Source organism: Maricaulis sp. (assembly GCF_034670125.1).
In the GTDB taxonomy this organism is placed as follows: domain Bacteria; phylum Pseudomonadota; class Alphaproteobacteria; order Caulobacterales; family Maricaulaceae; genus Maricaulis.
In genome coordinates this window covers 449,156-462,182 of record NZ_JAXMOC010000001.1, presented here as the reverse complement: position 1 = coordinate 462,182, position 13,027 = coordinate 449,156, and the positions used below count along the sequence as shown (strand labels likewise).

Annotated in this window: 11 protein-coding genes; 6 read left to right on the top strand and 5 right to left on the bottom strand. The window is 63.1% G+C overall.

Going from position 1 to position 13,027, the window contains the following annotated elements; genetic code table 11:
- Positions 1-95: 95 nt before the first annotated feature.
- Positions 96-2,681: a translation initiation factor IF-2 gene (gene infB / locus VOI18_RS01925; RefSeq protein WP_323760716.1), complete on the top strand. Its 2,586-nt coding sequence runs from the start codon at positions 96-98 to the stop codon at positions 2,679-2,681.
- Between the two features lie 87 nt (positions 2,682-2,768).
- Here infB and VOI18_RS01920 read toward each other — a convergent pair whose 3' ends face one another.
- Entirely contained in the window at positions 2,769-3,290 is a 522-nt protein-coding gene (locus tag VOI18_RS01920) for a nuclear transport factor 2 family protein (protein WP_323760715.1), read from the bottom strand.
- 150 nt (positions 3,291-3,440) lie between these two features.
- Positions 3,441-3,926, bottom strand: coding sequence for a nuclear transport factor 2 family protein (locus VOI18_RS01915; RefSeq protein WP_323760714.1), 486 nt, complete (start codon positions 3,924-3,926; stop codon positions 3,441-3,443).
- Between the two features lie 217 nt (positions 3,927-4,143).
- On the opposite strand from VOI18_RS01915, the gene rbfA reads away from it, so the two are divergent.
- Entirely contained in the window at positions 4,144-4,569 is a 426-nt protein-coding gene (gene rbfA / locus VOI18_RS01910; RefSeq protein ID WP_323760713.1) for a 30S ribosome-binding factor RbfA, read from the top strand.
- A gap of 28 nt (positions 4,570-4,597) precedes the next feature.
- Here rbfA and VOI18_RS01905 read toward each other — a convergent pair whose 3' ends face one another.
- Together VOI18_RS01905 and VOI18_RS01900 are read right to left on the bottom strand one after the other, a co-directional pair.
- On the bottom strand, positions 4,598-6,241 hold the full coding sequence (locus tag VOI18_RS01905) for a hypothetical protein (protein WP_323760712.1): 1,644 nt from the start codon (positions 6,239-6,241) through the stop codon (positions 4,598-4,600).
- A 314-nt stretch (positions 6,242-6,555) separates the two neighbouring features.
- The gene (locus VOI18_RS01900; protein ID WP_323760711.1) at positions 6,556-7,938 is read right to left on the bottom strand and encodes a serine hydrolase domain-containing protein; all 1,383 of its coding nucleotides are present in this window, start codon (positions 7,936-7,938) and stop codon (positions 6,556-6,558) included.
- 144 nt (positions 7,939-8,082) lie between these two features.
- Here VOI18_RS01900 and truB point away from each other — a divergent pair, with 144 nt between their 5' ends.
- From truB to VOI18_RS01880, 4 genes are all read left to right on the top strand, one after another.
- Positions 8,083-9,039, top strand: coding sequence for a tRNA pseudouridine(55) synthase TruB (gene truB, locus VOI18_RS01895; RefSeq protein WP_323760710.1), 957 nt, complete (start codon positions 8,083-8,085; stop codon positions 9,037-9,039).
- A gap of 39 nt (positions 9,040-9,078) precedes the next feature.
- A complete protein-coding gene (gene rpsO, locus VOI18_RS01890; RefSeq protein ID WP_075190259.1) occupies positions 9,079-9,348 on the top strand; it encodes a 30S ribosomal protein S15 in 270 nt (89 codons plus the stop codon).
- Positions 9,349-9,377: 29 nt separating this feature from the next.
- Positions 9,378-11,510, top strand: a complete 2,133-nt coding sequence (pnp, locus tag VOI18_RS01885; protein ID WP_323760709.1) for a polyribonucleotide nucleotidyltransferase — start codon at positions 9,378-9,380, stop codon at positions 11,508-11,510.
- A 122-nt stretch (positions 11,511-11,632) separates the two neighbouring features.
- Positions 11,633-12,085 (top strand): hypothetical protein, encoded by a 453-nt coding sequence (locus tag VOI18_RS01880; protein WP_323760708.1) that lies wholly within the window; start codon positions 11,633-11,635, stop codon positions 12,083-12,085.
- Here the strand turns inward: VOI18_RS01880 and VOI18_RS01875 are convergent.
- Positions 12,082-12,942, bottom strand: coding sequence for a LytTR family DNA-binding domain-containing protein (locus VOI18_RS01875; RefSeq protein WP_323760707.1), 861 nt, complete (start codon positions 12,940-12,942; stop codon positions 12,082-12,084). The two genes, VOI18_RS01880 and VOI18_RS01875, sit on opposite strands and share 4 nt — an antisense overlap.
- Positions 12,943-13,027: the final 85 nt, after the last annotated feature.

Genomic DNA, 13,027 nt, shown 5'->3' with positions numbered 1-13,027 from the left:
GAGCCTTCAGGCCGGGCAGTGGTTTGAACAGTGCGGATTTCCGGCATTCGGCTACCGGAAAGCCCCGCGGAACGAAGCCGATTTGGAAGGCTCGCATGAGCGACGCAGACGACAACAACTCCTCCGGCCGCCGGCCGCTATCTCTGAAACGCTCCGGCGGTGGCACCGTGCAGCAAAGCTTTGCGCGCGGCCGCTCCAAGGCGGTCGTCGTGGAGAAGAAGCGCAAGCGCGTGGCGACGCCGGCCAAGGATGGCGGTCCCGGCGGCAAACAGGGTGGAGGCGCCAAGAGTGGCGAATCCGCGCTGGCTGCCAAGGCTCGCCAGCTCGGCCTGTCCGAAGAGGAACTGGTTGCACGCCAGCGGGCGATTACCCGTGCCCGCGCCGAGGCTGCTGACCGGGAAGCCCAGAAGAAACAGGACGCTGCCGCCATGGCGCAGCGCGCTGCCAGTGAGCAGCGGCAGCTGGAAGAGCAGCGCGAGCGCGTGGCACGTGAAGCGCGCGAGGCCGAAGAGGCTGCTCAAAAGGCGATCGAGGACGAAGCGCGGCTGAAGGCCGAGGCTGAAGCGGCCAAGGCGGCCAAGGACAGCGGCCGCAAGCGCGACGACGACTCGTCCCGCCGCCGGCCGCCGGCCAAGGACGAGAAGCGTACGCCGGATGTCGTCCCGATGGACGAAGCCAGCGCGCTCGAGGCGCTTGGTGGCCGCGTCAAACGCAAGGGCGGGGCTGCAGGTCCGGGTCCGGCGACCAAGCAGCAGCCAGCGCGTGCCAAGACCGACAACCGTCGTCGCGGCAAGCTGACCATCCAGAACATCCTGGAAGGTGACGAGGAGCGTCAGCGCTCACTCGCTTCGGTGCGCCGTGCCCGCGAACGTGAAAAACAGCGTCGCCAGGACACGTCCGGCGGTCGCGAGAAGATCGAACGCGAGGTCATTGTTCCGGAAGCCATCACCGTCGCCGATCTGGCCAACCGCATGGCCGAGCGCTCTGTCGACGTCATCAAGTACATGATGAAGCAGGGCCAGATGGTCCGCATGAACGACGTGCTGGACGCTGATACCGCCGAGCTGGTGGTCGAGGATTTCGGCCATGTTGTGAAGCGGGTCTCCGAGGCTGATGTCGAGCAGGGCTTCATCGATGACGATGATGCCGATGAGGCAAAGCTGCCGCGCGCTCCGGTCATTGCCGTCATGGGTCATGTCGACCACGGCAAGACGTCCCTGCTGGACGCCCTGCGCTCGACCGACATCGCGTCGGGCGAAGCCGGCGGCATCACCCAGCATATCGGTGCCTACCAGGTCGAGCTGGCCGGTGGCCAGAAGATCACCTTCCTTGACACGCCGGGCCATGCCGCATTCTCGGCCATGCGTTCGCGCGGGGCCATGGCGACGGATATCGTGATCCTGGTGGTGGCCGCCGATGACTCGGTCAAGCCGCAGACCATTGAAGCGATCCATCATGCCAAGGCTGCCGGTACGCCGATCATTGTCGCGGTCAACAAGTGCGACAAGCACGAGGCCAATCCGCAAAAGGTCCTGACCGACCTGCTGCAGCACGAGATCGTCGTTGAGGCGATGTCGGGTGAGGTGCAGTCGGTCAATGTGTCGGCCAAGACCCGTGATGGTCTGGACGAACTGACCGAGGCGATCGCCTTGCAGGCTGAATTGCTTGACCTCAAGGCGAACCCCGAGCGAAGCGCCGAAGGCATCGTGATCGAAAGCCAGGTCGACAAGGGCCGTGGCCCGGTTGCAACGCTTCTGGTCCGCCGCGGTACGCTCAAACGCGGTGAGATCGTGGTTGCCGGCGCCCAGTGGGGCCGTGTCCGCGCGCTCGTCGATGCACGCAGCCAGCAATTGTCGGAAGCCGGTCCGTCCGTGCCGGTCGAGATTCTCGGCCTTGATGGCGCACCCGACCCGGGCGAAGTGTTCGCCGTTGTCGACAGCGAGTCCCGGGCCCGCGAAATCGCCGATTACCGTCAGCGCAAGGGTCGTGAGGCGACCGGTGGGTCCTCACCGGCCAGCGCGTCGCTCGAACAGATGATGGCTCGCCTCAAGCAGGACGAGACTCAGGAAATGCCGCTTCTCGTGAAGTCGGATGTCCAGGGCTCGGCCGAGGCGATCAAGCAGTCGCTCGAGGGTATCGGCAATGACGAAGTCCGCGCGCGGATCATTCGAGCCGCTCCGGGTGGTGTGAATGAAAGCGACGTGCTCCTTGCCAAATCGTCCGGTGCGCCGGTCTTCGCGTTCAACGTCCGCGCCAACAAGCAAGCGCGCGAACTGGCTGAACGTGAAGGCGTCGAGATCCGTTACTACTCGGTCATTTATGACGTGATCGATGATGTGCGAAACACGATGGAAGGCATGCTGGCGCCAGAGAAGCGCGAGAACTTCATCGGTTACGCCGAGATCCTCGAAGTCTTCAACATCACCAAGACCGGCAAGGTCGCCGGTTGTCGTGTCACCGAAGGTACGGTCAAGCGCGGTTGTGGCGTTCGCCTTCTGCGCGATGACACGGTCCTGCACGAAGGCAAGCTCAAGACGCTCAAGCGCTTCAAGGATGAAGTGTCTGACGTCCGCGCCGGAACCGAGTGCGGCATGGCGTTCGAGAAGTACGAAGACCTGCGCAAGGGTGATCAGATCGAGTGCTTTGAAGTGATCGAAGTGGCCCGCAAACTCGAAGCCTGATCCGCCGGATCAGACCGGAATGAAAAAAAGGGCGGCCCGACCGGGCCGCCCTTTTGCATGCGCAGGCACGGGAGGTGACCGGCGCAATCAGTGCTCCGTCACTGCCGGAACCAGTCCCTGTTCGGGTGTCGCATAATTCGCGAAATCCTCGTGGCGGATCACGACACCGTTCTGCACGGTGATGACGCTGACCTGCTGGGACCGCCAGCGGAAGCGCTGTCCTTCGGTCTGTGTCGGATAGAGCGCATTGACATGGCCAATGAAGACCACACGGCTGTTGGAGGTGTAGACTTGGTCCCATTCGAACCCGAGTTCGATCGGCTGATAGGTGTCGATAAACTCCCGCAGCAGCCCCATCAGCGCATCGCGCCCGTCATTCGACAGCCCGGAGAAGCCGAATTCTTCGGTCTCCGCAGTCGGGTCGCGGAAGGCGACATCCTCGGACAGCATCGCCGCCATCGCATCCAGCTCGAGGTCGGAATAGTGCGCCATATAGGTCCGGGCGACCGCCTCGGCAGCGCTGTTGGCGTCTCCCTGGGTTAGCGCGGATGGCGCCAGCAACAGGGCAGCGGCGCAGGCGAGGCCCGCGATTCCGGATTTTTTCATCATGCGGCAAAGTCTCCTTTTCAGGGCGTGTCACGCCGGTGACCCGAGGATTTTGGCTCGGGCAATGTACCCCGGGCCACCGGCTCGGTCCGGGCGAGGGCACACACCCCGCACGGACCATCTCGTCAGGCAGACAGGTCTGCCGGGGATCGGTCAGCGAGGCGCCGTGATGCGGCTGGCGCCATTGAAATCCGTGTAGTCACGATGCTCGGTGACGTGCCCGCCTTCGACCGTGATGATGGTTGTGATCGGGTAGCGAAAGGCCTGCGCCTCCTCGCCTTCACCGTAAATCACGTCGATATGGCCATTGAAGATCACGCGGCCGGAGGCTTCATAGGTGCGGGCGATCGTATAGCGACCATGATTCATCCCCCAGGCGCCGACGCCGGCCGTGATGGCCGCCGGTCCCTGCCAGTCGATACGGTCGGTGACCATTGCGATGTCGAAGGATGTTGGATCGACGAAGACTGTTTCCTCGGTCATCAAGGCGGTCATCCCGTCGAAGTCCTGGCTGGAATAGGCCTCGATCCACGCCTCGGCGATCGCCCGCGGTGAGTCGTCGCTGTTCTCATCGGATGCGGCGGCGAAGCCGGTGAGGCTGCCCGCCAGGGCGAGCGCAAGAGTTGTCAGTCGAAGCATGGTTTCCGCGTGTCCTGCAATGTGCCTGGCCGCCCGTGTCGGGCGGCGTGTCCCGTTGAATAGCCGTGCGGCAGGCGTCCGGGTAAAGGGCTCGGGCCCGGCAAAGTGACGAGCGAGGCAGGTTGAGGGACGAATTGGCCTCGATGGCCGGGTCTTGCATCGATCGGGCAAGGGGCGTACACCCGCGCGCCTCGCTTCCGCCGCGATGGAGATACCCATGGCCCGCCGTCAGACCAACACTTCCAAAGGCCCGAGCCAGCGTCAGCTGCGGGCGGGCGAACTCGTCCGCCACGCGCTTGTCGGCATCATCACGCGTGAAGAGTTCCGGGATCCCGACCTTGAAGGCCAGATGATTTCCGTGACGGAGGTCCGGCCCAGTCCTGACCTGCGTGTGGCCAAGGTCTATGTCGCGCCACTCGGTCGGGGCGATTCAGCCAAGCTTGCCGCGGGGCTCAACCGGTGTGCGGCTTTCCTTCGCGGCCGCCTGGGTCGCGAGATCGAGATGAAGTTCACGCCGGAACTCCATTTTCATGCCGACAACTCCTTCGACACGGCCAGCCATGTCGACGATCTGCTGAACCGCCCGACGGTTCGAAAGGATCTCGACGCCGCGCGAGACGGCGACGCAGACGCCGAGGACTAGTGTTCGTTACCTGCCGGGGCGCCGCTGGTCAGCTCAATCGTGAGGTCCAGAAGAAATAGGCGAGGTAGCCTATGCCCTGTAAACACTGGATTGCGTACAAGCCCCAGCTGACGCGCCGCACAACGGTATTGGGGATCGCGGCGATGGCGGCGGCAAACGCCGGCAGGCACAATACGAAGCTGGCAGCCGCTGGCCATTTCCAGTTGATATCCATTGAGCTTGGTGGTCCGGCGAGCATTGTCGAGGTCAGGATGGCGAAAACGAAAGCGCCGACCATTAGATAAATATGCGCATTGGCCGCGAGGTGGTCGCGGAGGGCGGGTGCCCCGGAACGGACCGCGATCAGGGGATGCACCGCGGCGCGGGCCCAGGCGGCCCAGAATGCAGCACATGACAGGACGATCATTCCCGCATACTGGCCGCCGGGAATGGCGTTAACCCAGTCGGGGAAACGGTCTGTGAGCCAGTGCTGATATCCTTGGAATGGACGAAACTGGAGTGTGAGGTTGGACGTCGCAGCTTCTGTGCCGGCGACCGGCACAAGACTGTCCATCGGCGAACTGCCAGCGGTCAGGGACAGATAGGTAAACCAGATCCAGGGAATGGCGAGAACCGAGACTGCGCCAAGCAGACGATCACGATCGAAATCCCGGTATTGAAGCAGAATCGCGCCCAGGATGGCCGGTGCGAGAGCCATATAGCTGGGCGGTTTGAAGAAGAAGGATGCGCCGATCAGCAAGGCGCTGAGCGTCAGCGTGGGCCGTTTCTCACGGAAGGCGATCAGTGTGGCGAGCAGGCCGGCGGCCGCTATGGCCATCGAGAAGAGCTGAGTATCGGAGTGGTACATCGTGCCCGATGCCGAGAGGAATCCCCGATAGGTTGGTGAAAGTGCAAACAGCGGCAGCTTGAGCGGCGAGAATATCAGCGTCGAAGCGCCGATCAGCGTCGAGGTTCGCACGCCCATGCCGAAGACACGGTTGGCAATGCCGAACAGCGAATAGCTCAATGTAAAATATACAAATATCGCCAGGACCTTGGCGGCTGAGAACGCCGCCGCCGCGCTCATCGGACCTGTCAGGACAGTCGTTACGACGATGACAGAGTGGAAGGCTCGATGATTGACCCGCCTGGGCGGCAGACCCTCTTCATAAAGAGTCTGGGTGTTGCGAGTAAAATGGACGACGCGATCGCTTTGATAGGCCCATTCCGGAACGATGTCGGAGCGTTCCAGCCACGCCGTGGAATTGATCCGGATGCTCTCGTCATTATTCGCGAAACCGTAGGCCGTCATCGCTGCAACAATGCCGGACACGGCGAGCAGGGCAGCGACTGTCGGCCAACGGATCGGTTCGGAACCTGCGACGGCTTTGCCCCATCGAGCCAGCCGCCAGATCGCCAGGCCCGTCAGCGGCGTCATCGTCGCGAGGGCAGCCAGGGCCGGTGTCGCGCCGAGCAAGGCTCGATGCATGAAGACAAGACCGCCAATGCCGGTCAGTGAGAGCCCGGCGGCATAGGCGAGTACGTGATATTGAACGGAGTCTGGAATATGGCGGCGGACGGGCCCCATAAGCTGGGCCGCGCCCAGCGTCCAAACCGCCTGAACTAGCAGCGATCCGGCCAGCATGGCGGCTGAAACACCAACCCAGAGCAGGAGGAGTGCTGACAGAGCCAAAACCGCTCCGGAACAAAGCATTCCGATATGACGTCCCGAAAACACCACTGAACCTTCACATGAATGCCCGTCCGAATGGCACGGATCCCGGATCATGCTCAACCAAACGGATGCGGACAAGCGCGACCCGACATGTTGCGGTGGGTCCCGCATCCGTCCGGCGGTGATTTCCGTGACGGAGGCCCGGCCCTGATCTGTGAGTCGCGAAGGTTTGCCTTGCGTCGATCAGGCGCGGCAATACAGCCAGTTCAAAACCGCCCGACCGGGCGCGAGGACCTGGATGCCAACCGCGATGGCGACGCAGACGCCGAGGACTAGCGTTCGTTGTCTGCCGGTTCGACGGGCGGAAGTGGAGGCAGGTCGGTGCGGGTCATGCGCCAGCGCCTCGGGTCACCGGCGAGCCCGCGCTCAACAGCGGACATCGCGCTCACCCGTCCGGCCTCATCACGTTCGAACGCCAGGTCGACATTGAACAGGCGCCAGTTCAGCGCCTCTTCGCCGGTCGGTGTGAGATAAAAGCGCCAGCCGCGCTCGCTCAGCACCAGATCAAGCCCGCCTTCCACCGGTTGCACGGTGATCAGCCCGTATGGACTGCCCTCATACTCACCGGCACCATCCAGATGCGCCTCCGTGAGGCCATGGGTGGACGGGCGCAGGTTTGGCGGCCCGGGATCACGCCCCTGGGCGAGGGCGTGCAGGACCTCGCGAAGGCCCCAATTGCTATAGGAATCGATATTGGTGCCATAGACGATGGTCAGGTCACGTGTTGGCAGGATCGAAATGCCGGCACTGTAGCCAGGTACCGATCCCTGGATGGTGTAGATGGCCTCGCCATTGACCAGGTTGACGCTCCACGACCCGGTCAGGCTGCCATCGGCCTCGAACAGGTCCACCCGCCGGGTCCGAACGGCTTCGGCCAGGCGCAGCAGGTCTGCCATTGGCGCCACCAGGCCTGAGGCGCCGGGAGCGGGCACATCGGGCATTGGCGCGCGCAAGTCCAGCGGCAGGGGTCCCGCGGCATAGCCGGCTGGAACATTGTCGCCGTGGCGGGCATTGCCGCGCACAAGCCGGCTGTCATTCATGCCCAGCGGGACCAGGAATTCCGAGGCGATCAGTGTTTCAAAGCGGGCGTTCACGACCCGCTCGATGACGACCGCAAGAATGCCATAGCCCAGATTGGAATACGCGTATTCATGGGGTCCGGGCCCGGGCGGGGTCTGACCTGCCAGCCAGGCAACAAGGGTATCGCTGCGGGCATCGGGCAGGGCGTCCGCCGGCATGTCCCGTGTCAGTCCGGCGGTGTGATTGATGATGTCACCGACCCGGACTCCAGCATAGCCGGTCAACTCGGGAATATAGCGCGAGACCGGCGCGTCGGCGGACAGGCGGCCCTCATCGATCAGGCGGCGCGCCATCGCCACTGTCAGGCTCTTGGTGATCGAGCCGACCGGAAATCTGGCAGACGCGGCCATTGGAGCGCCGGAAACCCAGTCGGCATAGCCAAAGGTCAGGGCGACCGGCTCGGCCTCACCGTGCCGGATCAGGATCACACCGGAAAAGTCCCGATTGTCGACCAGGGGCGCCAGCCAATCCCGCGCGGCCTGTTCAAAGCCGGCCGCCGGACTGTCCGACTGGGCCCCTGCCGGCGGATTCCACAGCGCCAGCACAGCGCAACAAACGGCTAGAATTCGGATCATGACGCAACTCCCGGCACCGGGATCCACGATTATGATGTTCCGGGATGGGCATCAAGCGGTCCGCCCTTGCCTCGCAGGCGGCGATCCGATAGGTCCGCCCCTCCCGCGTCCGGGTCCGATCCCCGGCGCCAGATGGAGCAAGACATGGCCAGACGCCGCAAGGGCGATGACATCCACGGCTGGGTGATCCTCGACAAGCCCCTCGACATGACTTCGACCCAGGCCGTTTCGGCGGTCAGGCGGATCTATAATGCGAAGAAGGCCGGGCACGCCGGGACCCTCGACCCGCTGGCTTCCGGCATTCTGCCGATCGCGCTGGGTGAGGCCACCAAGACGGTCCCCTTTGCGGTCGAAGGCTCGAAAATCTACCGCTTCACCATCAAGTGGGGCGAGCGTACCACGACGCTGGACCGCGAAGGTGAGATCGTCGCGACCAGCGATGTGCGTCCGACGCCGGAACAGGTCGCCGCGGTGTTGCCCGACTTCATCGGAGAGATCCAGCAGATCCCCCCGGCATTCTCCGCCATCAAGGTCGATGGCGAGCGGGCCTATGACCTTGCCCGCAGTGGCGAGGACGTCCAGCTGAAGGCGCGCCCGGTTCACATCCTTTCGCTGGACCTTCTGGACTGTCCCGATGCTGATATGGCCGTGCTGGAAATGCGTTGTGGCAAAGGTGCCTACGTTCGTTCCATGGCGCGCGATATCGCTCACGCGCTGGGCACGGAAGGCCATGTCGCCGCCTTGCGCCGAATTCGCGTTGCCGGATTCGTTGAAGCGGAGTCCACAAGGCTGGACGAACTGGAAGAAATGGCTCATAAGGGCGCCGCTTCGGAAGCTCTGCTCCCGGTTCAGACCGCGCTGGACGACATCCCGGCACTGGCCATAACCGAGGAGGAAACCTTCCAGTTGAAGCTAGGACGCTCGATCGTCCTGCTCCCGCGTCAAGCGCAAGAGCTGAAGGCGCAGCGCCAACCCCGCGAAATCGCGGGCAAGGACTGCACCTTTACCGCTTTGGCCCTTTGCGATGGTGTGGCAGTGGCGCTCGGCGACGCAAGGGCCGGAAAGTTCCAGCCCTCGCGTGTTTTCAACCTCACTCCCTGACCATTCAGGGAGTCGACATAACGAGTTTAGGAGAACCCGATGTCGATTACGCAAGAGCGCAAATCCGCGCTGATCGCTGAACATGCCCGTGGCAAAGCCGACACGGGATCGCCGGAAGTGCAAGTGGCCATCCTGACCACCCGGATTGCCAACCTTACCGAGCACTTCAAGACCCACAAGAAGGACAACCACTCGCGTCGCGGCCTTCTTAAGATGGTCTCCCAGCGCCGCCGGCTTCTCGACTACGTCAAGAACAAGGACGTGGCCCGTTACCAGGCCATCATCGAGAAACTGGGTCTGCGCCGCTGATCCGCGACGCCATCCGTACGAAAGACGATATGTTCGATATCCAGAAAGAAACGATTGAGTGGGCGGGTCGCCCACTCACCATCGAAACCGGGCGGGTTGCCCGTCAAGCCGACGGCGCCGTCATGGTGTCCTACGGTGAGACCACCGTCCTCGCCACAGCTGTTGGCGTCAAGCAGGCCAAGCCGGGAGTCGATTTCTTCCCGCTGACGGTCAACTACCAGGAAAAATACTTCGCGGCGGGCAAGATCCCCGGCGGCTTCTTCAAGCGTGAAGGCCGGCCGACGGACAAGGAGACGCTCACCTCGCGCCTCATCGACCGTCCGATCCGTCCGCTTTTCGTCAAGGGCTTCAAGAACGAAGTCCAGGTGATGCTGACGGTCCTGTCGCACGACCTTGAAAACGATCCCGACATTGTCGGCATGATCGGTGCCTCCGCGGCTCTGGTCCTGTCCGGTCTGCCCTTCATGGGTCCGATCGGCGCTGCCCGCGTCGGCTACAAGGACGGCGAATACATCATCAACCCGCCTTGCGATGAGATGGATGACAGCGAGCTTGATCTCGTCGTCGCCGGTACGCAGGACGCGGTGATGATGGTTGAATCGGAAGCCAAGGAGCTGTCCGAAGAGGTCATGCTCGGCGCTGTCATGGCTGGTCACAAGGCTTTCCAGCCAGTGATCGACATGATCATCAAGCTGGCCGAACGCGCTGCCAAGGAACCGTGGGATTACGCTCCGGCTGATCACTCGGCCGAGGAAGCCAAGGTTCGCGACCTGATCGGTGACGATCTGGCCCAAGCCTACACGATCGTCGACAAGACCGAGCGCTACAAGGCGGTCGGTGCGGCGAAAGACAAGGCCATCGAAGCCCTGCTGCAGACGGAAGACCGTCCGGACGGCATCGACATGACGACCCTCAAGGACGTCATGAAGGCGGTCGAGAGCTCGGTGGTTCGCGGCAACATCATCAAGACCGGCAAGCGGATTGATGGTCGTTCCCTTGATCAGGTCCGCTCGATCGTGTCCGAAGCCGGCATCCTGCCGCGGACGCACGGTTCGGCCCTGTTCACGCGTGGGGAAACCCAGGCCCTGGTCGTTGCGACCCTGGGCACGGGCGAAGATGAGCAATTCATCGACGCTCTGACGGGCACCTACAAAGAACGCTTCATGCTGCACTACAATTTCCCGCCCTATTCGGTCGGTGAGACGTCATTCCGTCTTGCTCCGGGTCGCCGGGAAATCGGACACGGCAAGTTGGCCTGGCGTGCGATGAAAGCCGTCCTGCCAACCAAGGAAGACTTCCCATACACGATCCGTCTGGTCTCCGAGATCACCGAGTCAAACGGCTCGTCCTCGATGGCCACGGTCTGCGGCGCTTCGCTGTCCATGATGGACGCCGGCGTGCCGATCACCCGTCCGGTCTCTGGCATTGCCATGGGCCTGATCAAGGATCCGGAAGGCGTTGCCGTTCTCTCGGACATCCTGGGTGATGAGGATCATCTCGGCGACATGGACTTCAAGGTGGCGGGTACCACCGAAGGCGTCACATCGCTGCAGATGGACATCAAGATCGCCGGCATCGACGAGGAAATCATGAAGACAGCCCTGGCCCAGGCCAGCGGCGGTCGTCTGCACATCCTCGAAGAGATGGGCAAGGCCCTGGGCGAAGCCCGGACCGAGCTGGGTGAATTCGCGCCTCGCATCGAGACCATCACCATTCCGACCGACAAGATCCGCGACGTGATCGGTTCGGGCGGCAAGGTGATCCGCGAGATCGTCGAAACCACCGGTGCCAAGGTCGACGTCAATGATGACGGCGTGATCAAGGTGTCGTCCTCGGACGGCGCTTCGATCAAGGCTGCCCTCGACTGGATCCACGGCCTCACCGCCGAGCCGGAAGAAGGCAAGATCTACAAGGGCAAGGTCGTCAAGGTCATGGACTTTGGTGCCTTCGTGAACTTCTTCGGTCCCAAGGACGGCCTCGTCCACGTGTCGCAGCTCAAGGCTGAACGCGTGAACCACCCGTCCGACGTGGTCAAGGAAGGCCAGGAAGTCTACGTCAAGCTCTTGGGCTTCGATGATCGCGGCAAGGTCCGCCTGTCGATGAAGATCATCGACCAGGAAACCGGCGAAGAGATGGGCAAGGAAACCGAGCAGGCCGAATAGGCTTGATTGGTCCTTGAACGGACAAGGGGCCCGCTGCTCGCGCAGCGGGCCCTTTTTCATTGGTCGGCAGCCCGTTCTGTTGCAGTCTGCCGGGCATCGATCTGCATCAGCGAGGCTGAGACATGAACTGGACCCCCCTGGATTTTCTCGTCGCCGCCGTCCTTCTGGCCTGTCTGGGCCTCGCCGGCTGGTTGCTGGTCAGTGCCTTGCGACGCCCCGGCTCCCGCCAGCGCCTTGCACTCGGACTGGTCCTTCTGGCCAGCTTGCTGATGTTCTGGGTCAATGGGGCGGTCGGTATCGTCGGATCAGAACAGAACGACATCAACATGCTCTACCTGCTGCCAATCGGCGCCGGCGCCGTCGGCTCCGCCGTCGTGCGCCTGCGCCCCGCGGCCATGGCTGCAATCTGGGCCCTCGCCGGCATAACGGTGTTTGTCATCGGGCTTGCAGGTCTGGTCACCCTCGCAGCTGTTGACGGGCTGATCCTCTCGACCGTATTTGCCGGATTGTACATTGTGGGTGCGCACTGGTTTCGCCGAGCCGGTCAACCGCCGGCCAAGGCCGGTGCAACCTAGGCCGCCTCGAACCGGTCCCGATAGCGGCGACTGCCGGGGATTGTGCTGCCCGTATCCAGCGTAATGGCGACATCGCCTTCCCCGGTGGGCGCAATTTCGCGGATCGCATCGCGATTGACCAGCCAGGAGCGATGGACGCGAACAGCGTCGATACCGGCTTCTCCCAATTGCTTTTCCAGCTCGGTCAGCGTCGACCTGGCCAGGTGCTCGCCACCCGCGAGGCGGATTTCCACATAATTGCCGGCGGCTTGCGCGGCGCGGAACTCGTCGGCCGCGATCCGCAGGGTGCGGCCGCCGCATTTCAGGGTCAGGCGGTGGGTCTGCCGTGCTTCGGTCCGGGCGACCTCCACCTCGAGCTGTCGCATCTGCAATGCAAGCGAGACGGCCATGATGATCTGATAACCGGCATAGGTGCCGATATCCTTGCGCGCCTCATACACGATCTCGCGCCAGGGGGCGTCGTGGAAGAACTCGTAATCACTTCCATAGGCGAAAGCCCACACGCCTTCGCGGATCAGCACCATGCCGAGCACGTGCAGGCTGGTATAGCCAATGAATCCAGCCAGATGCCATGGCAGTGAAGCGCGCCAGCGGCCGGGCTCGAGGGGCGCTCGCAGGCCCAGCCACATCATCGCCGGAACCATCAGCGCTGTCATGACGACACTGGACCCTTCGGTCACCCACGAAAAGAAAGGCGGGCCCTCACGACCGTCGCGCGCGAACTCCGTATCGATCGAGGTCGAGGCTATGACCCAGAACACAAACAGTGTCAGCCATGCAAACTGGCAGGCCAGCCACAAAGCGCGGGTCTCGGCCTGGTTGGCCCGGGTGCGGTCAGATGGAAGGGCTGTCGTCATCCTGAAAGTCTCGCCCGGCCCAAAAGTGGCGGCAAGGCCGCTGTCAGCCATTCATCCCCAGGGACCGCCGCCCGTCCCGCGTGTG

Excerpts from the sequence above, each read along its gene's own strand:
- VOI18_RS01880 (WP_323760708.1), top strand. The coding sequence starts at position 11,633 with ATGAACTGGACCCCCCTGGATTTTCTCGTCGCCGCCGTCCTTCTGGCC.
- VOI18_RS01875 (WP_323760707.1), bottom strand. The coding sequence starts at position 12,942 with ATGACGACAGCCCTTCCATCTGACCGCACCCGGGCCAACCAGGCCGAG.
- truB (WP_323760710.1), top strand. The coding sequence starts at position 8,083 with ATGGCCAGACGCCGCAAGGGCGATGACATCCACGGCTGGGTGATCCTC.
- infB (WP_323760716.1), top strand. The coding sequence starts at position 96 with ATGAGCGACGCAGACGACAACAACTCCTCCGGCCGCCGGCCGCTATCT.
- rpsO (WP_075190259.1), top strand. The coding sequence starts at position 9,079 with ATGTCGATTACGCAAGAGCGCAAATCCGCGCTGATCGCTGAACATGCC.
- VOI18_RS01920 (WP_323760715.1), bottom strand. The coding sequence starts at position 3,290 with ATGATGAAAAAATCCGGAATCGCGGGCCTCGCCTGCGCCGCTGCCCTG.
- rbfA (WP_323760713.1), top strand. The coding sequence starts at position 4,144 with ATGGCCCGCCGTCAGACCAACACTTCCAAAGGCCCGAGCCAGCGTCAG.
- pnp (WP_323760709.1), top strand. The coding sequence starts at position 9,378 with ATGTTCGATATCCAGAAAGAAACGATTGAGTGGGCGGGTCGCCCACTC.
- VOI18_RS01900 (WP_323760711.1), bottom strand. The coding sequence starts at position 7,938 with ATGATCCGAATTCTAGCCGTTTGTTGCGCTGTGCTGGCGCTGTGGAAT.
- VOI18_RS01915 (WP_323760714.1), bottom strand. The coding sequence starts at position 3,926 with ATGCTTCGACTGACAACTCTTGCGCTCGCCCTGGCGGGCAGCCTCACC.